We start from the raw sequence: 22601 nt of genomic DNA, 5'->3' as shown, positions 1-22601 counted from the left end.
ATGTCGAAAAGAAAAGAGTTACGTCAGCAAAAAATTTTGCAAGAGCTGGAAGCGCTGCCAACGTTGCGCATCGCTGACATGGCGCGCTCGCATCAGGTTTCAACAGAAACTATCCGGCGCGACCTCGATGAACTGACTGAAAAAGGGTTGCTGAACCGCACTTATGGCGGTGCGGTACGGGCCATGAATACCGAGCCGACCGTAACCGAGCGCCATCAGCTTTTCACCGAAGAACGCGAACATATTGCGCGTGAAACGGTGAAACATATCCAGGATGGCAAGCTGTTTATGATCGGTTCAGGCGCGACAACCGTGCATATCGCCCGACGTATCGCCAGTGACCTGCGCGATATTACGGTGGTAACCCATTCCTTTGGTGTCGCGACAGTGTTATCGCTAAATCCGACCATCCGGGTGATTGTCGCCCCCGGAGAATACCTTGCTTCCGAAGGGGCGATGACCGGGGCGCAGACGTTACTTTTTCTGCGCCAGTTTACGGCTGATTACGCTATTTTAGGTGCCAGTGGACTCTCCACTACCGGTCCCAGCGAGGCGCTAATTGATTGCGGAACGGTATATAACGCGATGATCCAGCAAGCGAATAAAACCGTTGTTGTCGCTGACCATTCTAAATTCGAACTGGCGTTTCCCTATAATTACGCGGCCTGGCCGCGTGTTGATGCCCTGATTACCGATGCCCTGCCGCCTGAGCATTTTTCACATGCGTTAGCGAAGGAAAAAGTGAAGGTATATATATGCAATCCGGTTGTGCATAGCTGATCTCACCGTTGCGGCGCTTCCCCCCGAACATCACGGGGGGAATATCCCCGGCGACTTTGTCACTTCCCTGCTGCCATTTTCATCCCACGCTTCAGCGACATGCCATAACCCCCCAGCGCGCACGCGGCGATAACCCACGGAATCATCTTCACCACGCTGGAGTCGCTGCCGCTCAGCGATTGCAGGTTATTCACCACCAGAATGATGGTGATGGACATGCAGACTATCGACAGCAGCGGCGCCCAGAACACCTGTAAGCGGCTATCGTCGGTGGCAACGCGGCGGAAGAACATCACCACTGCGGCGGACACCCCCAGTTGCAGAATCAGGATACACAAGGTGGCGACCGCCGAGCCGATGGCAAAGATATGCACCATCGGGTCCAGCCCGGCGCTGCCCATGCCAGCCAGCAGCATCAGCAGGATTACGCTGTGCACATGGCTGGCGTTATGCGGCGTGCCGTTGGTGGGATGGGTTTTGCACAACTCTTTCCAGATCAAACCATCACGGCTGATGCTAAAGATGTAGCGCGAGATGTTGTTGTGGAAGGCCAGGGTCGCGGCAAACAGGCTGGTGATCAGCAGCACCGACATGGTATCCACCGCCCACTGGCCGACATACTGGCGGGTAATGTTGAAGACAAAATTCCCCGGATCTTTGCTGGCGATGGCGACAATCTCATCGAAGCCGTACGCCTGCACCAATGACCAGCTGGTGAAGCAGAAAAACGCGGTAATCAGCAGCAGGGCGCAAATAGTGGCGCGCGGCACGGTCTTCTGCGGGTCACGGCACTCCTCAGCGTAAATCGCCGTGGATTCAAAGCCGATAAACGCAGCGATGGTAAAGATGAAGGCGATACCGAGGTTGCCCTGCATAAACACCGCCGGTTCAAACGACTGGAAGGTATAGGGGCCGCTCTTTTTCACCAGCAGCATGACATCGGTCAGCAGCACGATACCGACCTCAGCCAGCATCAGTACGCCCAGCAGTTTGCCGCCCACCTCCACCCGTTTAATGCCGAGCACCCAGGCAATCACCGCGAACAACATGCTGAGCGCCCACCAGGGAATATGCACGGCGAGATGCTCTTCAAAGAACAGCTGGGAGAAAAAGCCGAGCATGGCGACAATCGCAATCTGGATGGAGAAGTAAGCCATCAGCGCCAGCACCGAGGCGGATGCCCCCCAGTTTTCGCCCAGCCCGGTGGAGATATAGGTGTAAAACGCGCCAGCATTATTGACGTGGCGGCTCATGGCGATAAAGCCCACCGCAAACAACATCAAAATGATGCATGACAGGATATAGAACACAGGAATGCCGCCGCCGTTGCCGGAGATAATCGCCACCGGCAGGCCGCCAACCACGCCGGTTAAGGGCGATGCCGCGGCGACCACAAAAAAGACCAGAGAAAACAAGCCCAACGTATTTTTGCGTAAACCGGAATCGTTGTTCATCGCCAGCGCCTTTATGGAGAGAGTGAAATTTCTCAGGCAATCTGCGTTGCCTGAGGCAGGTAACTTCACTGCATCATTTCTCAGTGGCGGCGATGCCGGATAGAAAAAATCGGACAGCACCAGGGTGCAGAGCTGCACCGTTTTGGTGCTCAGTGATAACGCAGGCGATGGAACAGCGCATCATGCGCAATGCGGCGCTGATAGTCGCAGGGCGTGGTGCTGACGAACTTCTTAAACTCGCGCAGAAAGTGGGACTGGTCGCTAAAACCGAGATCAAACGCCAGATCGCTAAAAGAGATGGCGCCCTGCACATGGATGCTACTCAGCGCCGACTGGCAGCGCAGAATGCGGCTAAAGGCCTTGGGTGACAGGCCGGTGTCCTGGCGAAACTGACGCTGAATGGTGCGGCAGGTGTAGCCGGTCAGCGCTTCCAGCTGATCGACGCGGATATTGCCTTTCTGCTGCACCATCGCGCGAATAATCAGGGCGGTTACCGATGAGGCTTTGCGCACCAGCCGTGGCGTGAAGTGGGCGTTAAATAGCGAAATTTGCTGTGAAAAGCTGGTGCTTTGCACAATTTGCTCAAACGCCAGTCGGGCATCAGGTACCACATCAAGAAAGCTGAATTCATGGTCGGGGATCTCCTCTGCCATCACATCAAGAAAATCGGGAATGACGCCCGGCGCGAAACGCACGCCGAAGTAATGATGGTTATGCAACATATCCGCGCCGCGCGCTTCCAGCGTGGTACCGCATACGCGTCCTTTTGGGTTGAGCGGATCGCAATCAAAGACGATATCGACGCAGCCATCCGGCACCGCCAGCGTCATACCCGCCGATTGCGCGACGTCGAAGCTGTAAAAGTGTGAAATCGCCGGATTTTCTGAGGCGATCACCGAGTAATGCTGCGCCGCGTTCAGCACGAACCACGGCTGCTCCGGGTGAAAGCTGCCGCCATGACGATAAACAGGAATTTCGGACATCGCGCGCTCCGCTACGGCTGAACTGGATAAGCGAATCATGCAAACCCTGTGCCACGCCCATGTCGCAAATATTCAATACAGCCCCATCGCAGTCACGTATTTCTACATGCATCCACCTGCACGCCGGACATCGGCGGGAATACGCACCATGACTGAGAAGGTAATGAACCATGACTGATTCAACCCGGATTGATTTTATCTACCTGTCGGAGCAGGACATGATCCGCGCAGGCGTCACCGACATGCTGGCCTGCGTAAATACCATGGAGGAGATGTTCGGCCTGCTGTACCAGGGCGACTACCGCATGGCTGGAGCCAATAACGATTCGCACGGCGCGATGGTGACTTTCCCGGAAAACTCGCCGTTTCCCACCATGCCGAAACCGACCGCCGACCGCCGCTTAATGGCGATGCCCGCCTACCTTGGCGGCCGCTTCGGCACCGCCGGGGTGAAGTGGTACGGCTCGAACATTGCTAACCGCGACAAAGGGCTGCCGCGCTCGATTCTGATGTTCACCCTTAACGATGCCGATACCGGCGCGCCGCTGGCGCATATGTCGGCCAACCTGCTGTCGGCCTATCGCACCGGCGCGGTACCTGGCGTCGGCGCACGCCATCTGGCCCGTAAGGATTCCCGCGTGATTGGTCTGCTGGGGCCAGGCGTGATGGGCAAAACCGCCGTGGCGGCGTTTATCGCCGTCTGCCCGCTGATCGACACCATCAAAGTGAAAGCGCGCGGCCAGCGCAGCCTGGATAACTTCATTACCTGGGTGCAGGAAACGTACCCGCAAATCAAACGCATCGACATTGTCGACACGCTGGAAGCGGTGGTGCGCGATGCAGATATCGTCACCTATTGCAGCTCCGGCGAAGTGGGTGACCCGGACAGTTATCCGCTGGTGAAACGTGAATGGGTCAAAGCGGGCGCCTTCCTCGCCATGCCTGCGGCCTGCAACATCGACGCCGGGATGGAACAGGGCGACGTGCGCAAAGTGCTGGATAACACCGGCCTTTATCACGCGTGGTTTGAAGAGGTGCCGAAGCCTGCGCACCAAACCATTCCGGTGATTGGCGTGCGTTTTATGGACATGCTCGCCGAAGGCGCGTTGCAGGCAGAGCAGCTGGAAGACATTGGCAAAATCGTCGCCGGTGATGCTCCCGGCCGCCTCAATGATGAGGAGATCATCATCATGTCGGTGGGCGGGATGCCGGTGGAAGATGTTGCCTGGGGCACGGTGCTGTACCGCAATGCCATCGAAAAAGGCATCGGCGTGAAATTAAACCTGTGGGAAACCCCGGTACTCAGCTAATTAAGGAATCCTCATGACCAACATTATTAAAGTCAAAACCGGCTCGAAATTTGAAGAGATGGGCAGCTATTCACGCATTGTCGCGCTGGATAACTGGATTTATGTCTCCAACACCGCCGGGCGCAATCCGCACACCAAAGAGATTCCGGCCGATGTGACGGAACAGACCTTGCAGGTGTTCGCCAATATCGAAGCGGCGCTGGCCGCCATCGATGCTTCGCTGAAAGATGTGGTGTTTTCGCGGGTGTTTATTCAGGAGCCGGACGATGTGGCGACGGTTATGGCGATCATCGGCGACAAGTTTCGCGGCATCAACCCGGCCACCACCGTAACCTGCCCGCCGCTCGGTTCCACCGTCTACAAGGTGGAGCTGGAAGTCACGGCGTATCGTGGGGCGGGTCAGGCTGATGTTCAGGAAATCACCGTTGCGCTGTAAAGCGCAGCAGGAGGCGGGTTATGGCACCGGAAATTACCCCTGTAAACACCGCCACCGGGTTTCCTGATAAAACCACGGTGGTGATTATTGGCGGCGGCATTGTCGGTTTAACCGCGGCGCTGACGCTGGCGGAGCGCAACATCCCGGTGGTGGTGCTGGAAAAAGGCCGCATCGCGGGCGAGCAGTCGTCGCGCAATCTGGGCTGGATCCGCAAAACCAGCCGCGCTGCCGAGGACATTCCCCTGGCGCAGGCGGCCGACCGCCTGTGGGCGGGGATGGCGGCGCGCGTTGGCAGCGACGTGGGGTATCGGCAGGCGGGCATTATGTTTATCGCCCGTAACGCGGCGCAAATGGCGCTGCACGAGAGCTGGATGAAGGCGGTTGCCCCGCTGGATCTGGATGCAAAGCTGTTGAGTAAAGCGGAGATCGCCGCGCGCGTACCGGGCGGGCAGGGCAACTGGGCGGGCGGCATTTTCACCGCCTCCGATGGCCGGGCGGAACCCACGCTGGCTGCCAGCGCCATTGCCAGAGCCGCAATCGCCAAAGGCGCGATCATTGTGGAGCAGTGCGCGGTACGGACGCTGGAAACCTGTGACGGCAGGGTGAGTGGCGTGATCACCGAACGCGGTGAAATCCGCTGCGATCAGGTGTTGCTGGCGGCCGGGGCCTGGTCCCGACGCTTTCTCGGCAATCTCGGTATTGCGCTGCCGACGCTGCCGCTGATTTGCTCGGTAATGCGCACCAAACCGCTGGATGGCCCGACTGACATCGCCGTGGGCGCGCCGGACTTCTCGTTCCGCAAACACCGGGACGGCGGTTTTATCATCACCCAGCGAGGCAAGCTGGATGCGCCGCTGACGCTCGATCATCTGCTGATTGGCACGCGCTTTCTGCCGCAGCTGCGCCATGCGCGCGACAACCTGCGTATCTCGCTCGGCAAATATTTTATCAACGATCTGGCGCTGGCCCGACGCTGGCGTGGCGACCGCCGCACGCCGTTCGAGCGCATCCGCACCCTCGATCCCGCCGCCAATCCGGCGCTGAATCAGGATGCCATGCGCAACCTGCGTGCGGCCTGGCCGGTGTTTGAGCAAGCCGAAATGGCGCAGGCGTGGGCCGGGGTGATTGATGTGACGCCGGATTCCAACCCGGTGATCGGTCGGGTCGGATCGCTGCCGGGGCTGACGCTGGCGACCGGTTTTTCCGGTCACGGTTTCGGCACGTCGCCCGCGGCCGGGCAGCTGGCCGCCGATCTGGTTTCCGACCATGCGCCGCTGATCGATCCCACGCCATATCGGTTCGATCGTTTCGATGTTCAGACGCGGGTATAGCGGTGTATGCCTGGGCCGGCATTAATGCCGACCCTGGCCGCTATTTCATATAACTACGGATAACTGAAATAATCTGCTCCATATCCGTGTTACGTTCCTGCTCGCTGGCTTGTGGGTTCATCAGATGTTCACGAATATGGCCTTCCAGTAACTCGCTCATCAGCCCGTTAATCGCTCCGCGCACTGCCGCCACCTGCTGCAACACCTTCACGCACTCTTCCCCTGAGACCAGCGCTTTCTCCAGCGACTCGGTCTGGCCTTTGATGCGGCGCACGCGCGCCAGCAGTTTCTTTTGATCGGTATGCGTATGAGACATCGCGTTTCGTCCATTGATCATTACTATACTGGGGTATAGTATATTTGCGTTCCACAGCAATTGCATCTGCGCTGCCGTTTTTTATTTCAATGAGAAGAATGATGACCGATTTTGCCGCATTGCTGAGCCAGAGCACCTCCAGCGCCTGGCTGTTCATTCCCAGCGCAATTCTGCTCGGCGCGCTCCATGGGCTGGAGCCGGGCCACTCGAAAACCATGATGGCGGCATTTATCGTGGCAATTCGCGGTACGGTGAAGCAGGCGGTGATGCTGGGTCTGGCTGCCACGCTGTCGCATACGCTGGTTGTCTGGCTGGTGGCGCTGAGTGGGATGTATCTCAGCCAGAAACTTACCGCCGCTACCGCCGAGCCGTGGTTTCAGCTGATTTCCGCCATCATCATTCTGGTTACGGCGCTGTGGATGATCTGGCGTACCTGGCAAAGCGAGCGGCAGCGGAAGCAGCATCAGCATTTCGCACGGACGGATGCGCAGGTGATCGATACCGGTCATGGACATATCGAGCTGGCGTTGCATCAGGGGCGCTGGCAGCTGCGCACCCTCGACGGCGCCGCCTGGCAGGCTAATGAAGTGAGTGTGGCGACGCGGCGCGGAATGGGGTTCTCGCAAATTTTCACCTTCGCCGCGCAGGATGGCGTGCTGCAATCCACGCTGGCGGTGCCGCAGCCGCATACCTTCAATGCGCGTCTGTCACTGGGTCATCGCGGTCACTCACATGACTACGATGTGGCGTGGCAGCAGGGCGAAGTGCAGCGCGCGCCGGGCGAGAACGACGGGGGTTTCCAGGATGCGCATGAACGCGCGCACGCCAGCGATATCAAAAAACGGTTTGCCAGCCGTGACGTGACCAACGGACAGATCATCCTGTTCGGCTTAACCGGCGGCCTGATCCCCTGTCCGGCTGCCATCACCGTGCTGCTGCTGTGTATTCAGGTGAAAGCCTTTAGCCTCGGGGCGGTGCTGGTGGTGTGCTTCAGTATCGGGCTGGCGCTGACGCTGGTTGGCGTGGGGGTTGCTGCGGCGCTGAGCGTGCAGAAGGCGACCCAGCGCTGGCAGGGACTGGACAGGCTGGCCCGGCGCGCGCCGTGGTTTTCCGGCACGCTGATCGCGCTGGTGGCGATTTATATGGGGTATCACGGGCTGAGTGGCATCCTGCGCTGATCCTAAACGCCGCGCATCTGTTAAGATCGCGGCGTTTTTCTTCCATCTGGTAACCAGCCCCATGTTAAAACTCAAATTTCTCCTGCCGTTGCTGATCATCATCAGCGTCTTAGTCTGGTGGCTCACGCCGCACTACAGCGATGAGGACAAAGGTTATTACATCGCCATGTTCTGTACCCTGACACACGATGGGCGTGGCAACTCGCCGCAGGATATGCAGCAGATCATTGAAGGCAGCAATTCGGATTACGCGTTGCAGAAAATTCACTTCCAGCGTGGCCTGGGCGAGCATCTGCAAACGGTGTGGCAGGAGCTGACACCGGAACAGCAGCAGCAGGCGCACCAGGATCGCAACGCCTGCCTGCGTCTGATGTCGGCAAAACTGTTGCCGGGCGAGGAACTGCATAATTAATTTCTCATTGCACCGGCAACGTGAGTTCGTTGCCGGTGGCTTTCATTACCGCCTGCACGTCTTCCTTTCCATCGCAAAAAACTTTCCCGGCAAAGTATGAAGTAAAAACTAAGTATTAAGTTTTGCTGATTAACGCTCAAAAAGATCAATGTCTGATGACGGTAAAATAGACAATGGTTGCAGGAAAAAATACGATGACCCTTAATGAGGATGAGCGAATGAAAAAATTAATTCTGTCTGCGTTGTTGTTGGGTGCCAGCGTTCCGGTACTGGCCGCCAGTAATATCTCTGCTCAGGAAGCAAAACATTTCAAACTTGAGTCGCTGGGTAATATTAGCGTGTCTGAAACCGGTGGTGAGATCGGTTCTCCGACAGAGCTGCATGAGCGCCTATCGGAAATGGCAGATGCCAAAGGCGGTAAATATTATGTGGTTGAAGCTGCGCGTGAGCATGGCAATAATTTCGACGCCGTAGCCCAGGTTTACAAGTAATAATAAAGCCCCGAAAGGGGCTTTTTCAGGTCATAAAAAAAAGCGCGATAATCGCGCTTTTTTCGTTATTGCATGACACAGTCAATGCGTGCCGGGAATCGGCCAGCATGGGCTGGCGGCGGCCGTACGTCGTTCTCGCAAACGCGGGTGGCAAGGCACTCCTGACGGCACAGTACGCAGGGATCGTCAGTGGTAGCCAGTTTCTGTTTTCTTTCACCGGTAAATTGCAGCTTGCGGCAATAAAGCGGCGTACAACCCATCATCTGTTTGAAAGAGCGGGTGAACGATTGCTGGCTTTCAAAATGATATTTTACCGCCAGGCTGATAATCGTCGCATCACTATTTTTTAACTCGACAATACAGGCGGCCAGTTTCTTTTTACGAATATAACGTGCCAGGGTTTCATTATGGCATCGGGCAAAAAGTTTCTGTAAATACCATTTTGAATACCCGGATTTTTGAGCGATATCATCAATGCTCAGACGCTGGTCCAGATTTTCAACAATCCAATCGGTCACTGAATCAATCACACTTTCATTGTACTTTCTCTCTTTCATAAGCCCCTCCATTTCAATGCGTACAGTGTAATTTAATTTATCCTTCGATGGGCTTCTGTAACGTAAAGTTTTATAATGATATCCGGTTTAATCTTTCTGCTATAAGAACATTCTGAGCATTCGTGAGAATAGGCTGTAATTTGTTATTTATTTGTTGTTGTAATGTCGAAAACAGACCCGAAATAGTTAACGTAAATAAAATAACTTCGGGATATTCGCCACAGGCACTTCGTTTGCTCGCTAATTTATCAGCGATGTTTATTGATGGCACGACCCATCAATACGCCGATACGCGTAACATGCCAAACTCGATCCTTTTCCCTGACCAGGAGATCTCCTGATGGCGTTACGTTTACCCGTGAAGTTTTCACTGGCGCTGGTGCTCTCTGCCGCGGCTCTGATGAGCAGCGCGTCGGCCTCAGCGACCACTGTCTATGGCGAACAGCTGGAGGGGTTCCAGTATCCCTATCCGCTGCAACATTTTAACTTCTCATCCCAGCAGCAGCCGCTCAGCATGGGCTATATGGATATCAAACCGACGCAACATGCCAACGGCCAGACCGTGGTACTGCTGCACGGCAAAAACTTTTGCGGGGCGACCTGGGAAGACACCATCAAGGCGCTAAGCCAGCAGGGTTATCGGGTGGTGGCACCGGATCAAATCGGCTTCTGTAGTTCCAGCAAACCGGCGAATTACCAATACAGTTTCCAGCAGCTGGCGCAGAACACGCATCAGCTGCTGCAACAGCTGGGCATCAATCAGGCGGTGATTGTCGGCCATTCAACCGGCGGGATGCTGGCCACGCGTTATGCGCTGATGTATCCGCAGCAGACGCAAAAACTGGTGCTGGTGAACCCCATCGGCCTGGAAGACTGGAAAGCGAAAGGTGCGCCCTGGCGTTCGGTGGATCAGTGGTATCAGCGTGAGCTGAAGCTGAATGCGGCGGGGATTAAGAAGTATGAGCAGCAAACCTATTATGTCGGCCAGTGGAAACCGGAATATGACAAATGGGTCGCTATGCTGGCCGGGCTGAACAGCGGGCCGGGTCATAACAAGGTGGCCTGGAACTCGGCGCTCATCTACGACATGATTTTCACCCAGCCCGTGTACTACGAATTTAAAGACCTGAAAGTACCGACCACGCTGATGATCGGCACTTCCGACACCACCGCCATTGGCAGCGATATCGCGCCGCCAGCGGTGAAGGCGCAGCTTGGTCATTACAATGTGCTGGGTAAACAGGTGGCGAAGATGATTCCGGGCGCGCGGCTGATTGAGTTCCCCGGCATGGGGCACGCCCCGCAGATGGAGGAGCCGCAGAAGTTTAATCAGACGTTAATTGACGAACTGGCGCGGTAAGATCAACACCGCGCGCTAAAGCGCGCCGCGACACATTTCGCATCTTCCGCAGCGGCGCGATTTATCGCGCCTGCTTACGCAACTTCTTCGCTGCATACATGCGCTCGTCGCTGCCTTCCAGCAGTTGCTCCAGCGATTGCGGTTGCTGCGGGTCAAATTCGACGATGCCGCAGGAGAAATGCAGCGCGTAACGACGATTAAGGTCCTGCGTCTGCTTTTGCAGCCGCTGTTCGAAGCGGTTCAGGATGCCATCGGCATCGGCCTGCTGTAATCCATTGAACAGCACCACAAACTCATCACCGCCGAGTCGGGCAAACAGATCGGCCTGGCGAAAGCTCACCTTCATCGCATCGGCAAAATCCATCAATGCGCGATCGCCTTCCCGATGGCCGAGGGTGTCGTTAATCTCTTTGAAACGATCCAGGTCGAGAAAGGTCAGGCTGGCGGGTAATTGCCTCACCAGGCATTCATTCAGCGCCAGCTGTCCGAGGGTCATAAAACCCCGTCGGTTGGTGATTTGCGTCAGCTCGTCGGAAGTGGCGATCTGGAACGCCACCAGTTCGGCTTCAGCCATCGCCGCTAAATCGCGCAGCGTGTGACGATCGTCCAGATTGAAATCGCGGGCGGTGTGGTCAACGATGCACAGGGTGCCCACTTTGGCCCCGGCTGGCGTGCGTAACGGACAGCCCGCATAAAAGCGGATGGGGTCCTCGCAGGTCACTAAGGGATTGTCGTGGAAACGTTCATCTTCCAGTGCATTCTCCACCACCATCACATCATCCTGCAGAATGGCATGGCCGCAGAAGGAGGTATTACGCGGTGCGGTTTCGGCTGAGTGACCCACCGTCGATTTGAACCACTGATGATCTTCTTCCAGCAGGCTCACAATCGCCACTGGCACGCCAAACAAACGGCGGGCAAGGCGGGTCAGACGATCAAAACGCTCTTCTGCCGGGGTATGCAGAATATTTAGCGCACGTAACTGGGCCAGACGATATGACTCGTCCGCGGGCAGTGCTGGTGCTTTCATCGCGTTACTCTTTTTGTATGTGCAGGTGCTGCTACTGGTGTTGGGGCCACAAGGGTGGCAGTTAAGCAGTTATCAGCCGTGACGGGCGCGGCTGATAAGCGTAACGAGGATCAGAGCACTTTTTGCTCGGCGAGATCAAGGGCAAAATAACTGAAAATCAAATCAGCACCGGCGCGTTTGATGGCGCCGAGGCTTTCCAGCACCACATTGCGCTCATCAATGGCACCGGCCTGCGCGGCAAATTTAATCATCGCGTACTCACCGCTCACCTGATACGCCGCCAGCGGCAGCGTCGTGCGCTCGCGGATATCACGCAGGATATCGAGGTAGGCACCTGCCGGTTTCACCATCAGCGAATCAGCGCCTTCCGCTTCATCAATCAGCGACTCACGGATCGCTTCACGACGGTTCATCGGATTCATCTGATAAGTTTTGCGGTCGCCTTTCAGCGCGGTACCGGCAGCTTCACGGAACGGGCCGTAGAACGACGAGGCGAATTTGGTGGAGTAAGACATGATCGCGGTATCGGTGAAGCCCGCAGCATCGAGCGCCTGACGAATTGCCTTCACCTGACCATCCATCGCCGCCGATGGCGCAATAAAATCTGCACCGGCCTGCGCAGCCACCACTGCCTGCTTGCCGAGGTTAATCAGGGTCGCATCATTATCGACACCGTGATCGCACAGCACGCCGCAATGGCCGTGGCTGGTGTATTCACAGAAACAGGTGTCGGACATCACGATCATCTCCGGCACGGTCTCTTTGCAGATGCGCGACATACGCGCCACCAGGCCGTTCTCGTTCCACGCATCGCTGCCGGTGGCATCGGTGTGGTGCGAAATACCAAAGGTCATCACCGAACGGATACCCGCTTTGGCAATACGTTCGATTTCATACGCCAGACGCTTTTCCGGAATACGCATCACGCCCGGCATGGCGTTGATCGGTTTGTAATCGTCCACGCCTTCTTCAACAAAGATCGGCAACGCCAGATCGCTGAGGCTCAGGCCGGTTTCCTGGAACATTTCACGCATCGCGGCGCTTTTACGCAGCCTTCTTGGACGCTGGATAAGGGAGAAATCAGACATGCTCACTCTTACTTGCAGGTTAAAAAAGTGGCGATAGTTTACTCCTTTTCGCGCCGGGCGAAGAAGGTTTGTGTGCGGAAGGGGAGAAATGAAAACTCCCGCCGAAGCGGGAGTTGAGGGGATTACTCGTTGATATCCGGGTGCTGCTGCACCAGGTTTTTACGCTTCGCTTCCAGTTTGGCAATCTCGGCGTCGATATCTTCGATTTTCTGCTCGATGTTGTCGTGATGTTCTTGCAGGATTTCACGCGCTTCTTCGATATCCGATGCCGCCGGGGTAGCGCCGCTCAGCGGTTTATTCGCCGTCTCTTTCATGTACAGGCCGGTAACCAGACCAATCACCGCAATCACCATCAGGTAGTAAGCGGGCATGTAGAGGTTATTGGTGGCTTCCACCAGCCAGGCGGCCAGGGTCGGCGTCAGACCCGCAATCAGCACCGAGATGTTGAAGGCGCTGGCCAGCGCGCTGTAGCGGATGTGAGTCGGGAACATCGCTGGCAGCGAGGAAGCCATCACGCCGGTGAAGGCGTTCAGAATCACCGCCAGCAGCAGCAGACCGGCAAAAATCAGCCCAATTACGCCGCTGTTGATCAGCGTAAACGCCGGGATGGCGCAGATCAGCAGCGCGATGCTGCCGATAATCACAAACGGGCGGCGGCCAAAGCGGTCACTCAGCATCCCCATCACCGGCTGCACAAACAGCATACCGATCATAATGGCGATGATAATCAGCACGCCGTGATCTTCCGAGTAGTGCAGGTTGTGAGACAGGTAGCTCGGCATATAGGTCAGCAGCATGTAGTAGGTCACGTTGGTGGCAATCACCAGACCGATACAGGCCAGCAGACTTTTCCAGTGTTTACTGGCGATCTCTTTGAACGACACTTTCGGGCCGTCACGCAGACCTTCGCGATCCCCCTGTTCCAGCTTTTCAACGTGCTGCTGGAACGCCGGAGTCTCTTCCAGCGCATGGCGCAGATACAGACCAATAATGCCTAACGGCAGCGCCAGGAAGAACGGCAGACGCCAGCCCCACGCAAGGAAGTGTTCTTCCCCGATGATCGTGGAGATGAGCACCACCAGACCGGCACCCAGCACGAAGCCAGCGATAGAACCGAAATCCAGCCAGCTGCCCATAAAGCCGCGCTTACGGTCAGGCGAGTATTCCGCGACGAAGATCGACGCGCCGGTATATTCACCGCCCACCGAGAAGCCCTGCGCCATTTTGGCCAACAGCAGCAACACCGGCGCCCAGATGCCGATGGAGGCATACGAGGGGATCAGGCCGATACAGAAGGTACTGAGCGACATGATGACGATGGTGATGGAGAGAATTTTCTGGCGACCGTATTTATCGCCCAGCATACCGAAGAACAGGCCACCGAGCGGACGGATCAGGAAGGGAACGGAGAAGGTCGCCAGCGCGGCGATCATCTGGATACCGGGCGTGGCATCCGGGAAAAACACTTTACCCAGTGCATAAGCGACAAAGCCATACACACCAAAATCGAACCACTCCATCGCGTTACCCAGAGACGCCGCGGTAATGGCCTTACGTAAACGGGCATCGTCGATAATAGTGACATCATCCAGCCCAATCGGTTTTACACGCTTCCTACGCATTTTCATGAATTTACCCTGTATTGGAATCAGAAAGTCCTCAACGGCGCGGACCGAGTTGACACCATCAGGCCGCGGCGTTGAGAAAATTAAAGCATAGCCGTAAAGCGAGAGTTCCTCCGGCCTTGCCACAGCAATAATTACGTTTGCAATTATTGCATCCCGCGACAGAGTATACCGATTTTGAGTGATATTTGTCATGTTTACGCCAGTAACTGACTACTTTCTGGCTAAAACTGTTGAAGGGAGGCGGCAAAACGATGCAGCAGAAAAAAATTTCTGGCAGGGAAAACGGCCCATCTCAGGCTGCGATGTAAAAAAGGTTAAATATAAAAAATATTTACCATTGTCGTTATTAATATCCTTCACTTGCCAGCAATAAAACATTCAGTAATACTCAGCCGCCTGGCTCTGGTGGAGTATTCATGTCAAGGAACAACGCCCGGTCGTTTGATAATCCGTGGTTGTCGATGATCGACAGTGTAGAAAGAAAACTTATCAATAGTGCGCCCGCTGCGCAGCGGGCTGCGGCATTTCCTGCCGAAAAAGTGGCGTGGATTCACTGTAATGAGCGGGCGGATGCGTTACTTGAGCAACTGGCGCAGCATCCCGATGAACTGCTGCAATGCGCCAGCGGCTGGTTCCAGGCGGGATGGTTAACCCAGCAGGGCATGGAGAGCCTGCGTCAGCTCCAGCGTCTGAATTACAGCGCGGTGACGCAAAAACATCCGGCGGCGCAAATTGAAGAGTACCAGCGGCTGGTGGGGCAGCTGACGCCGACGCTGGAGCGGATTAACCAGCGCCTGAATGCGCAGCACAACACGCCACCGGCGCTGGCTGACGACAGCCTCGAAGTGGCGCTGCGCATCGCAAAAAAACGGCGTTCAGAGTAACGAACGCAGCGGCGCGCCCTTTACCCAGCCGGCAATATCTTCCACCGCCTGAGTGAAGTAAGTGCGGTAGTTGCTGTCGGCCACGTAACCCAGATGCGGGGTAGCGAGCACATTGGGCAGCTGCCGTAACGGATGATCGGCGGGCAGCGGTTCCTGTTCGAACACATCGAGACCGGCACCGGCCAGCTGCCCGGATTGTAATGCCGCGATCATCGCCGCCTGATCGACCAGGCCCGCGCGCGAGGTGTTAATCAGCAGCGCACCCGGTTTCATCCGCGCCAGTGCCGCCGCGTCGAGCAGATGGCGGGTACGATCGCTCAGCACCAGATGAATCGACACCACATCGCTCGCCTGCAACAGGTCATACAGCGACGCTTGCTTCTCCACACCACAGGCTGCCGCGCGTTCATCGGTCAGGTTCTGGCTCCAGGCACAGACCCGCATCCCAAACGCCTGCGCCACTTTTGCCATTTCCCCGCCGATTTTTCCCAATCCAAGCAGACCCAGGGTTTTGCCCTGTAAGCCGATGCCCAGCGTTTGCTGCCACGGCCCGTTGCTGCGCAGCGCCTGATTTTCTACCACCATATGGCGCGCCAGCCCGAGCAGCAATCCCCAGCTCAGCTCCAGCGGCGGCGCGCTGCTGCTGGCGGTGCCGCAGACCGCGATATAGCGTTCGCGACAGGCATCGAGATCTATCGAGGCATTGCGCATACCGGAGGTGACGATCAGTTTCAGGTTGGGCAGACGGCCAATCAGCTCAGCGCTCAGCGGGGTGCGTTCGCGCATCACCACCAGAATATCGGCGTGCTGAATCTGGCTGACCAGCGTTTCCGTCTCTGCGATATGGGTGGTGATTGCGGTGGTGTGGACCAGCGGTTCGAGGGTTGCCCAGTCGGCAAGCGACAGGGCAACGTTCTGGTAATCATCAAGAATGGTGCAGTTCAGGCTCATGCGTTTCCTCAGCGAGTAACGGCTGCCGCCCCTGCTCGTTGAGCCACGCACGCAGCCGATCATTATCCATTGGGTAGGCGTAATAATAGCCCTGAATAAATACCACGCCACGCTGTTGCAGGTACTGGAATTGTAACGAGGTTTCAACACCTTCCCCCAGCACCTCCAGCTGCAATTTATGGCTGAGATTGATAATCGCATCCAGCACCGGCGTTTCGCCATCCAGCCGTTCGATGGCGTTGATAAAGCCGCGATCGATTTTCAGATAATCGAGCGGGAAAGTGAGCAGATAACTGAGCGAGCAGTGGCCGGTGCCGAAATCGTCAATCGCCACTTTCATGCCCTGCGCCTGCAACAGCCGCAGCTTGCGCGCCACATCTTCGCCGTCGTGGATCAAACTGCGCTCGGTCAGTTCCAGCGTAATCTGTAGGTTTTTATTTTTAATCCGCGCGGCGAACAGCTGAATATCATCGACGAATTCCGGGTGTTGCAGATGGTCCGCTGCCAGATTGAAACCAATATGGAAGCCCGGTTCCACATCCCAGCCCTGAATATCTTCCGCCATCAGCTCCAGCAGATGACGCGTCAGCGGCACAATGATCCCTTCTTCTTCCGCCGCGCTGATAAATATGTCGGGACGGACCCTGTCGCCGTTCGGCAGCTGCCAGCGCAGCAGCGCTTCCGCGCCGGTACAACGCTGATACTCGGTGCTGTAGACCGGCTGATAATGGACCGAGAATTGACGATTGCGCATCGCCCGGCGGATTTCATCACGCCACGAAATGCGGCGGCGCAGCCAGTTGGCGGTCAGAATCATCAGCAGAATGGAAAAAATCGCTGACATCGGCAGGAAAATAAACAGCGCCTGATGCCAGGCTTTCAGCAATTCGCTGGGCGGCACAACCACGTCAACGCTGATGGGATAGCGGCTGGACTGCGCCGAATAGGGATCGCTTTTCAGCCAGGTTTCCCGTAGCGGCTCATTCGAACCGCTGCTGATTGGCGCGCCGTCGCTAAAACGCATGGTCATGCGATAGCCGCGCGACTCGCCAATCGCATGCATAAAGTCCATCAGATACTGGCCATCAATCACGGCCCAGAATCCCTGGCTGTCAGGCAGCTGACGGACAAAAATCACTGCCGGGCGATCCGGCACCCCGGCGGTCCCTTTGATCGAGATGCTCCACCAGGCTCTGCCGGTGATGGGCGGTTTACGCTGCATCAATTCGGTCAGGGTGCCAGGATTCAGGCCAAATGCCGAGGAGCAGGTGACGTTCTCGCCATCCAGTTTGCCAACCGAGCGAAAATAGGCGTTCAGCGTGCCGACGCGTTGCAGCTGGTCTTCAATGGCGGTGCAGGGTTGATAGTGGAAGCGGCGCAGATCGGTGATCATATCCCAGGCGATATCACTCATTTTTTCTGCCTGGGTAAGTAACGCGCTGGCGGCGGTGACTTGCTGCTGACGCACGGTATGTCGCGCTTCAATCGCCGTGCACAGGATGCCAAGCACCAAAGGCAAAAGCCCGGCGCAAACAATCAACAGCCAGCCAAAATCTCGCTTTCGGTTCTGCAGTGGCACCAGGCGTCCCTCGGTAGGTTTAAGCCGCAGGGAAGGGGGCTATACTGCGGCTTCAGCAGCATACCACTTTCCCCAGGCTGTGCATGTTAGCGTTTTGATTGACCAGAATTCTGACCTGAATCAATTATCGACCTGGCTTTGCATTTATTGACAACCATTTGCTTGTTTTGGCACTTTTTGGCTGACAGCGCTCGCAGGCTGGCCTTCCCGCGCAATAATTGTCACAAAAAAAACGCGGGATTAATACCCGCGCGTTAATGTTGAGTGGCGTTTTTTGTCGCTTCAGCGCGGACGCGATCCCGGACGTCCATTTCCCAGCATTATTGCCAGGCGGCTGCCGCCTGGCGTCGTCTCCATCAGGATTTTGGTCACGCTGGTCAACGGCACTGACAACAACATCCCCACCGGCCCCAGCAGCCAGCCCCAGAAAATTAATGACAAGAACACCACCAGCGTCGACATCCCCAGTCGGCGTCCCATCAGTTTGGGTTCAAGCACGTTGCCGAACAGCATATGGATGGCGATAAACAGCGCCGCCACCATGGCTGCAATATAGATATCGTTTAGCACCAGCGCCTGAATAAACGGCGGGATACCGGCAATAATCGGCCCGATATTGGGGATGAAGTTGAGGATAAACGCCACCACGCCCCAGAACAGCGCGAACTTAACGTCGAGCAGCAGCAGCGCCAGCCAGACGGCGACACCGGTCAGCAAACTGACCAGGGTTTTCAGCGCCAGGTAGTGGGTGACGCCTTTCAGCGCGCGGTGCAGGCCCGCGATACGAATCTTTGGATTCACCATGGCGTTGCGCATCTTGTAGGGCAGATGGTGGACCTCAAGCAACATAAACACCACCGTCAGGATCAGCAGCACGATATTGGTCATCGCTCCGGAGAACTGCGCCAGCGCCGTGGTGGCCATATTCATCATCACATTGGGATCGAAACGTTCGGCCAGCGCGGTGGTGGAGATGTTGAGGTGAAAGCGCGCGCCGAAATGCTGCAACACGTTAAGCTTCTGCTCCAGCAGGGCTTGCATCTGTGGATAGGTCTGGCTGAGTTCACTGGCGGAGCTGGCGAGTACCGCCACCAGCAGCAGGAGTACGCAGAAAATCACGGTTATGACCAGCGTGATCGCCATCCCGCGCCGTATTCCCCGCCGCATCAGCATCGTTACCAGCGGGTTGAGTACCACGGCCAGAAAACTGGCGAGTAAGAAAGGCACCAGAATTTCTGAGGCGGCACGGATGCCGGCAAGAATAATCACCAGCATCGCCAGTTTCACCAGAATATTCTGGCCAATTTTTTCCTGTTGCAGGTCGTTCATTCCCTCTCCCGAATCATCAATGGCTCAGGAGAGTGTAGCTGAAGAAAAAATAACCTACTGTTTCATAAGCAAAACCAGACAGTTAAGCTGGCTGGCGGCGCAGCAGCGCCAGCGCCGCCAGCATCAGGCCGAGGCTGGCAAACAGCGTCAATGTCGCCATCGCCATCCCCTGGCCGACCGATCCCTGCTCAAACTGCCGCCAGATAAAAATCGCCACGGTCTGCGTACCCGCCGGGGCGAGGATCAGCGACGTCACCAGTTCGCGCGAGGCGACCGCAAACACCATCATCATTGCCGCCAGCAGGCTCGGCGCCACCAGCGGCAGCACAATCAGTCGCAACGCCTGTAAGCGCGAAGCACCATGTACCCGCGCCGCCGGTTCCAGCGTCGGACCGAGCTGACGCAGGGCGCTGCTGACATAGCGCACCGGCCACGGCAGCAGCAGGCAGCTGTATGAAAGCAGTAAAATGGCCAGCGTGTTGTAGGGTGAAACCGGCCAGAAGCCGCGGTTCCACAGCAAAATCAACCCCACGCCAATCACCACGCCAGGCATGGCCGCAGGCAGCAATGCCAGACCATCCATCAGCGCCAGCAGGCGCGTTTTGCCTTCGGCAACGCGCCAGGCAATCAGAAAGCCGAGCAGTCCGGTGAGCAACGCGGCCCCCAGCGCCAGACCGATGCTGGTGGAGAAGGCCGCCAGCGCATCGCCTTGCTGACTAAACAGCGCGGCGAAGTGGCGCAGCGTCAGGTTGTGGGCATGAATGCCGCCGGACAGCGTATTCAGCAGGCCGCTCAGCGTCATCGCTGCCAATGGCAGCGCCACCGCCAGCAGCGCGATAGCCACAAACAGCAGCATCATGGGCAGCTGCCAGACACCGGCGCGGGCGGCATCCTGCGCCACCGGTTTGCCGCTCACCGCCGTGACATCGCTGCTGCCGGTCAGCCTGCGCTGGCAAAACCACGCCAGCAGCGCCACCAGGCTTAACATCAGCGACAGCGAAGCGGCGCCGGGCAGATCAATCGGCCAGTCCGCCAGTTTCTGCTCAATGCCGACGGTCATCAGCGTTAACCCGGCACGCGCGCCCAGCGCCGCCGGAACGCCGTACTCTTCAATCGCCAGCGTAAAGGCCAGCAACACGCCACCAGCCAGCGCCGGTAAGGTCAGCGGCAGGGTGATCTGGCAAAACGCGCGCCACGCCGATGCGCCATGCACCCGCGCCACCCAGGCCAGACGCTGGCCGCTCGCCATCAGCGAACGCGACACCGCGAAATAGACCACCGGAAAAATATTCAGCGTCATCACCAGCATCATGCCGCTGCTGCTGAACAGCAGGCTGTCGAGATTGAGGCCGGTCAGCTGTTCGACATAGCCATTGCGCTGCAACGCCAGCGTCCACGCCAGCGCCACGATATAAGGTGGCGTCAGGAACGGGATGAGAAACAGCAGATCCCACAGCGCCGCAGCGGGCAGGCGAAACAACCCGCGCAGCGCGCCGAGCGGCAGGCCAATCACCAGGCTGCCGATCGCCACTCCGACACCAATTTTCAGCGTGCCCAGCCACATCGGCACCAGCTGCGGGTCCTCCAGCAGCGCCGGTAACGCACTAAAGGCGCCGTGCCATTCCCCTTCGCTCAGATGCGGAAACAGCGCCTGCAACAGGATAAACAGCAGCGGCAGCGCCACCAGCACCACCAAAGCCAGCAGGATCAATCCATTAAACAGGGCGCGCGACATGGTTTACTGCCCGAACAGCGTGGCAAATCGCTTCAGGACCGCGGCGCGATCGCTGCTGCCATCCTGATTCATCGGCAACAGTTTGATCTCGGTGATTAACGGACGCTGGGCTTTAATATCGGTACGGGCTGGCATCAGCCAGGCTTTCGCCACCTGCTGCTGACCCTCATCCGACAGCACGTAATCAATAAAGGCTTTGGCATCAGCCGTATGCTGGCTGCTTTTCAGGATCATCATCGGACGCGGCGCGACCACGGTGCCGTTTTCCGGGAAAATCACCTTCACCGCTTCACCCTGGGCGATGTTGTTGTAGGTCACGTAATCCACCGCACCAAACACCGCCGCTTTCGCCCCCTGCAAAACCGGCGTCACCGCCTGGGCGTTCGGACCGCTGATCACCATGCCGTTGGCTTTCAGCTGATCAAACAGCTGCCAGGCTTTTTCGCCTTCGCCGTTCTGCAACCCAATCAACAGATCGAGTGAGGCGCCAGAGAGCGCCGGATCGGGGGTGGTCACTTTGTCTTTAAACGCCGGGCCGGTGAGATCCTGCCAGGTTTTCGGTTCCGGCGTGTTGCTGTTGGTGTTCCACACGATGCCGAGCGCGGAAATGCCCTGCGCGACATAGGCATCGGTTTTGAACGCCGCCGGTACGCTGGCGGCGTTGGCGCTTTGATACGGCAGCAGCCAGCCGCGCTGTTGCAGATCTTCGGCGGTATCCCAGGAGGCGGAAATCAGCACGTCAGCCTGCGGATTGGCCTGTTCGGCTTCCAGGCGCGCCATCACTTTGCCGGTGGTGGCCTGGAAGATATTCACTTTTACGCCGGTCTGCTTTTCAAACCCGGCGGCGAGGCTTTTCGCCAGTGAGCCAGGACCGGCGGTGTACACCGTCAGTGCTTCGGCATCATTCATCATCATGGCGGAGGTCAAAATCATCGCGCTGATGGCTCCTGTTTTAACTAACTTGAGAGATGGCATTGGTTTCCCCTGAGAGGTCAGTCACTGAAACAATCTGGCCCTGCGCCAGATGAATAATGCGGTCGGCCAGCGTGGTGGCTTCCTCGCGGTCATGTGTTACGTAAACGGCGGTGATGCCCGCGGCGCGCAGCAGCTGCGCCATGGTGTGCGCGAGGGTCTCGCGCAGCTCGCGATCGAGGTTGGAGAGAGGTTCGTCAAACAGCAGAATCGCCGGTTTCGCCACCAGCGCGCGCGCTAACGCCACCCGCTGCTGCTGGCCGCCTGACAGCATGGCCGGTTTGCGATCGCCAAACCCCGCCAGACCTACCTGCTCCAGCGCCGCCTCCGCCTGGGAATGCGCCGCCGCTTTCTTTATGCCGCGCATCCGCAGCGGAAAGGCGACGTTGTGCAGCACGCTCATATGCGGCCACAGCGCGTAATCCTGGAACACCATGCCGAGGTTGCGGGCTTCCGGCGCGGCGCAGTGGCGCGCCGAGGCCACGCACTGCTCGCCGATCCAGATTTCACCGGTGGTGGGTTGCAGCAGGCCCGCCAGCAGTTTCAGCAGCGTGCTTTTGCCACAGCCGGACGGGCCGAGCAGCGCCAGCGTTTGTCCGGCCGGAATGGTCAGGGAGAGATCGTGCAGAATGGTCAGGTTATTGACCGACCAGCTGAGATTTTTCAGTTCGATAGGCTGCGCGACACGCGTCATCGGCCACCTCCCGTCCGGGAGTGGAGACACGCCACGCGCACCCGATGGTTTATCAGGAGCGTCATCAGATTGTTATCCTCTTTGGGATTTCACTGGCGGCGAG

22 protein-coding genes are annotated in these 22601 nt (G+C 57.3%); 9 read left to right on the top strand and 13 right to left on the bottom strand.

Translation table 11 applies throughout. The features are described 5' to 3' along the window. On the top strand, positions 1 to 780 hold the full coding sequence (locus AC6I8V_RS18925; RefSeq protein ID WP_497843707.1) for a DeoR/GlpR family DNA-binding transcription regulator: 780 nt from the start codon (positions 1 to 3) through the stop codon (positions 778 to 780). 59 nt (positions 781 to 839) lie between these two features. Here AC6I8V_RS18925 and AC6I8V_RS18920 read toward each other — a convergent pair whose 3' ends face one another. Further along, positions 840 to 2234, bottom strand: coding sequence for an APC family permease (locus tag AC6I8V_RS18920; RefSeq protein ID WP_497843706.1), 1395 nt, complete (start codon positions 2232 to 2234; stop codon positions 840 to 842). 149 nt (positions 2235 to 2383) lie between these two features. After that, the gene (locus AC6I8V_RS18915) at positions 2384 to 3217 is read right to left on the bottom strand and encodes a helix-turn-helix domain-containing protein (protein WP_497843705.1); all 834 of its coding nucleotides are present in this window, start codon (positions 3215 to 3217) and stop codon (positions 2384 to 2386) included. A 170-nt stretch (positions 3218 to 3387) separates the two neighbouring features. On the opposite strand from AC6I8V_RS18915, the gene AC6I8V_RS18910 reads away from it, so the two are divergent. The 3 genes from AC6I8V_RS18910 to AC6I8V_RS18900 are packed head-to-tail and all read left to right on the top strand — an operon-like array spanning position 3388 to position 6294. Then, on the top strand, positions 3388 to 4527 hold the full coding sequence (locus AC6I8V_RS18910; protein ID WP_497843704.1) for an ornithine cyclodeaminase family protein: 1140 nt from the start codon (positions 3388 to 3390) through the stop codon (positions 4525 to 4527). Positions 4528 to 4540: 13 nt separating this feature from the next. Continuing rightward, complete coding sequence (locus AC6I8V_RS18905; protein ID WP_497843703.1) at positions 4541 to 4963, top strand: Rid family hydrolase; 423 nt, start codon at positions 4541 to 4543, stop codon at positions 4961 to 4963. Between the two features lie 20 nt (positions 4964 to 4983). After that, positions 4984 to 6294 carry an NAD(P)/FAD-dependent oxidoreductase gene (locus AC6I8V_RS18900; protein WP_497843702.1) on the top strand — a complete coding sequence of 437 codons (1311 nt, stop codon included), beginning with the start codon at positions 4984 to 4986 and terminating at the stop codon, positions 6292 to 6294. A 40-nt stretch (positions 6295 to 6334) separates the two neighbouring features. Here the strand turns inward: AC6I8V_RS18900 and AC6I8V_RS18895 are convergent, their stop codons facing one another. Further along, a complete protein-coding gene (locus AC6I8V_RS18895) occupies positions 6335 to 6610 on the bottom strand; it encodes a metal/formaldehyde-sensitive transcriptional repressor (protein ID WP_497843701.1) in 276 nt (91 codons plus the stop codon). Positions 6611 to 6711: 101 nt separating this feature from the next. On the opposite strand from AC6I8V_RS18895, the gene AC6I8V_RS18890 reads away from it, so the two are divergent. From AC6I8V_RS18890 to AC6I8V_RS18880, 3 genes are all read left to right on the top strand, one after another. Next, positions 6712 to 7788 carry a nickel/cobalt efflux transporter gene (locus AC6I8V_RS18890; protein ID WP_497845887.1) on the top strand — a complete coding sequence of 359 codons (1077 nt, stop codon included), beginning with the start codon at positions 6712 to 6714 and terminating at the stop codon, positions 7786 to 7788. Positions 7789 to 7849: 61 nt separating this feature from the next. Next, positions 7850 to 8200 (top strand): hypothetical protein, encoded by a 351-nt coding sequence (locus tag AC6I8V_RS18885; protein ID WP_497843700.1) that lies wholly within the window; start codon positions 7850 to 7852, stop codon positions 8198 to 8200. Between the two features lie 218 nt (positions 8201 to 8418). After that, positions 8419 to 8691, top strand: coding sequence for a YdgH/BhsA/McbA family protein (locus tag AC6I8V_RS18880; protein ID WP_497843699.1), 273 nt, complete (start codon positions 8419 to 8421; stop codon positions 8689 to 8691). A gap of 65 nt (positions 8692 to 8756) precedes the next feature. Here AC6I8V_RS18880 and AC6I8V_RS18875 read toward each other — a convergent pair whose 3' ends face one another. After that, positions 8757 to 9248 (bottom strand): helix-turn-helix domain-containing protein, encoded by a 492-nt coding sequence (locus AC6I8V_RS18875; protein ID WP_497843698.1) that lies wholly within the window; start codon positions 9246 to 9248, stop codon positions 8757 to 8759. 340 nt (positions 9249 to 9588) lie between these two features. Here AC6I8V_RS18875 and AC6I8V_RS18870 point away from each other — a divergent pair, with 340 nt between their 5' ends. Next, positions 9589 to 10608 (top strand): alpha/beta fold hydrolase, encoded by a 1020-nt coding sequence (locus AC6I8V_RS18870; protein WP_497843697.1) that lies wholly within the window; start codon positions 9589 to 9591, stop codon positions 10606 to 10608. A gap of 61 nt (positions 10609 to 10669) precedes the next feature. On the opposite strand, the gene AC6I8V_RS18865 is transcribed toward AC6I8V_RS18870, so the two are convergent. The 3 genes from AC6I8V_RS18865 to proP form a co-directional block, all read right to left on the bottom strand. Further along, positions 10670 to 11638 (bottom strand): GGDEF domain-containing protein, encoded by a 969-nt coding sequence (locus tag AC6I8V_RS18865; RefSeq protein ID WP_497843696.1) that lies wholly within the window; start codon positions 11636 to 11638, stop codon positions 10670 to 10672. A 110-nt stretch (positions 11639 to 11748) separates the two neighbouring features. Beyond that, a complete protein-coding gene (hemB, locus tag AC6I8V_RS18860) occupies positions 11749 to 12726 on the bottom strand; it encodes a porphobilinogen synthase (protein ID WP_497843695.1) in 978 nt (325 codons plus the stop codon). Between the two features lie 122 nt (positions 12727 to 12848). Then, positions 12849 to 14354, bottom strand: coding sequence for a glycine betaine/L-proline transporter ProP (gene proP, locus AC6I8V_RS18855; protein WP_497843694.1), 1506 nt, complete (start codon positions 14352 to 14354; stop codon positions 12849 to 12851). A 416-nt stretch (positions 14355 to 14770) separates the two neighbouring features. On the opposite strand from proP, the gene AC6I8V_RS18850 reads away from it, so the two are divergent. Continuing rightward, complete coding sequence (locus AC6I8V_RS18850) at positions 14771 to 15238, top strand: hypothetical protein (protein ID WP_497843693.1); 468 nt, start codon at positions 14771 to 14773, stop codon at positions 15236 to 15238. Here AC6I8V_RS18850 and AC6I8V_RS18845 read toward each other — a convergent pair. From AC6I8V_RS18845 to AC6I8V_RS18820, 6 genes are all read right to left on the bottom strand, one after another. Beyond that, complete coding sequence (locus AC6I8V_RS18845; protein WP_497843692.1) at positions 15230 to 16189, bottom strand: D-2-hydroxyacid dehydrogenase family protein; 960 nt, start codon at positions 16187 to 16189, stop codon at positions 15230 to 15232. The two genes, AC6I8V_RS18850 and AC6I8V_RS18845, sit on opposite strands and share 9 nt — an antisense overlap. Then, positions 16164 to 17768 carry an EAL domain-containing protein gene (locus AC6I8V_RS18840; RefSeq protein ID WP_497843691.1) on the bottom strand — a complete coding sequence of 535 codons (1605 nt, stop codon included), beginning with the start codon at positions 17766 to 17768 and terminating at the stop codon, positions 16164 to 16166. The genes AC6I8V_RS18845 and AC6I8V_RS18840 overlap by 26 nt, the downstream gene beginning before the upstream one ends. Before the next feature lie 282 nt (positions 17769 to 18050). Continuing rightward, positions 18051 to 19097: an AI-2E family transporter gene (locus AC6I8V_RS18835; RefSeq protein WP_497843690.1), complete on the bottom strand. Its 1047-nt coding sequence runs from the start codon at positions 19095 to 19097 to the stop codon at positions 18051 to 18053. Between the two features lie 82 nt (positions 19098 to 19179). Continuing rightward, positions 19180 to 20832, bottom strand: a complete 1653-nt coding sequence (locus tag AC6I8V_RS18830; protein ID WP_497843689.1) for an ABC transporter permease — start codon at positions 20830 to 20832, stop codon at positions 19180 to 19182. 3 nt (positions 20833 to 20835) lie between these two features. After that, entirely contained in the window at positions 20836 to 21807 is a 972-nt protein-coding gene (locus AC6I8V_RS18825; protein ID WP_497843688.1) for an ABC transporter substrate-binding protein, read from the bottom strand. Beyond that, the gene (locus AC6I8V_RS18820) at positions 21785 to 22498 is read right to left on the bottom strand and encodes an ABC transporter ATP-binding protein (RefSeq protein WP_497843687.1); all 714 of its coding nucleotides are present in this window, start codon (positions 22496 to 22498) and stop codon (positions 21785 to 21787) included. Before AC6I8V_RS18820 ends, AC6I8V_RS18825 begins: the two co-directional genes overlap by 23 nt. Positions 22499 to 22601: the final 103 nt, after the last annotated feature.

Source organism: Pantoea sp. X-Soil-TKNS-1207 (assembly GCF_059730485.1).
Note: the sequence above shows the minus strand (reverse complement) of the source record. Positions and strands in the feature narration are given on the sequence as shown.

Coding starts and splice junctions, on each gene's coding strand:
- hemB (WP_497843695.1), bottom strand. CDS start 12,726: ATGTCTGATTTCTCCCTTATCCAGCGTCCAAGAAGGCTGCGTAAAAGC.
- AC6I8V_RS18875 (WP_497843698.1), bottom strand. CDS start 9,248: ATGAAAGAGAGAAAGTACAATGAAAGTGTGATTGATTCAGTGACCGAT.
- AC6I8V_RS18890 (WP_497845887.1), top strand. CDS start 6,712: ATGACCGATTTTGCCGCATTGCTGAGCCAGAGCACCTCCAGCGCCTGG.
- AC6I8V_RS18910 (WP_497843704.1), top strand. CDS start 3,388: ATGACTGATTCAACCCGGATTGATTTTATCTACCTGTCGGAGCAGGAC.
- AC6I8V_RS18915 (WP_497843705.1), bottom strand. CDS start 3,217: ATGTCCGAAATTCCTGTTTATCGTCATGGCGGCAGCTTTCACCCGGAG.
- AC6I8V_RS18925 (WP_497843707.1), top strand. CDS start 1: ATGTCGAAAAGAAAAGAGTTACGTCAGCAAAAAATTTTGCAAGAGCTG.
- AC6I8V_RS18870 (WP_497843697.1), top strand. CDS start 9,589: ATGGCGTTACGTTTACCCGTGAAGTTTTCACTGGCGCTGGTGCTCTCT.
- AC6I8V_RS18895 (WP_497843701.1), bottom strand. CDS start 6,610: ATGTCTCATACGCATACCGATCAAAAGAAACTGCTGGCGCGCGTGCGC.
- AC6I8V_RS18900 (WP_497843702.1), top strand. CDS start 4,984: ATGGCACCGGAAATTACCCCTGTAAACACCGCCACCGGGTTTCCTGAT.
- AC6I8V_RS18865 (WP_497843696.1), bottom strand. CDS start 11,638: ATGAAAGCACCAGCACTGCCCGCGGACGAGTCATATCGTCTGGCCCAG.
- AC6I8V_RS18885 (WP_497843700.1), top strand. CDS start 7,850: ATGTTAAAACTCAAATTTCTCCTGCCGTTGCTGATCATCATCAGCGTC.
- AC6I8V_RS18905 (WP_497843703.1), top strand. CDS start 4,541: ATGACCAACATTATTAAAGTCAAAACCGGCTCGAAATTTGAAGAGATG.
- AC6I8V_RS18820 (WP_497843687.1), bottom strand. CDS start 22,498: ATGACGCGTGTCGCGCAGCCTATCGAACTGAAAAATCTCAGCTGGTCG.
- AC6I8V_RS18830 (WP_497843689.1), bottom strand. CDS start 20,832: ATGTCGCGCGCCCTGTTTAATGGATTGATCCTGCTGGCTTTGGTGGTG.
- proP (WP_497843694.1), bottom strand. CDS start 14,354: ATGAAAATGCGTAGGAAGCGTGTAAAACCGATTGGGCTGGATGATGTC.
- AC6I8V_RS18880 (WP_497843699.1), top strand. CDS start 8,419: ATGAAAAAATTAATTCTGTCTGCGTTGTTGTTGGGTGCCAGCGTTCCG.
- AC6I8V_RS18845 (WP_497843692.1), bottom strand. CDS start 16,189: ATGAGCCTGAACTGCACCATTCTTGATGATTACCAGAACGTTGCCCTG.
- AC6I8V_RS18850 (WP_497843693.1), top strand. CDS start 14,771: ATGTCAAGGAACAACGCCCGGTCGTTTGATAATCCGTGGTTGTCGATG.
- AC6I8V_RS18835 (WP_497843690.1), bottom strand. CDS start 19,097: ATGAACGACCTGCAACAGGAAAAAATTGGCCAGAATATTCTGGTGAAA.
- AC6I8V_RS18825 (WP_497843688.1), bottom strand. CDS start 21,807: ATGCCATCTCTCAAGTTAGTTAAAACAGGAGCCATCAGCGCGATGATT.
- AC6I8V_RS18920 (WP_497843706.1), bottom strand. CDS start 2,234: ATGAACAACGATTCCGGTTTACGCAAAAATACGTTGGGCTTGTTTTCT.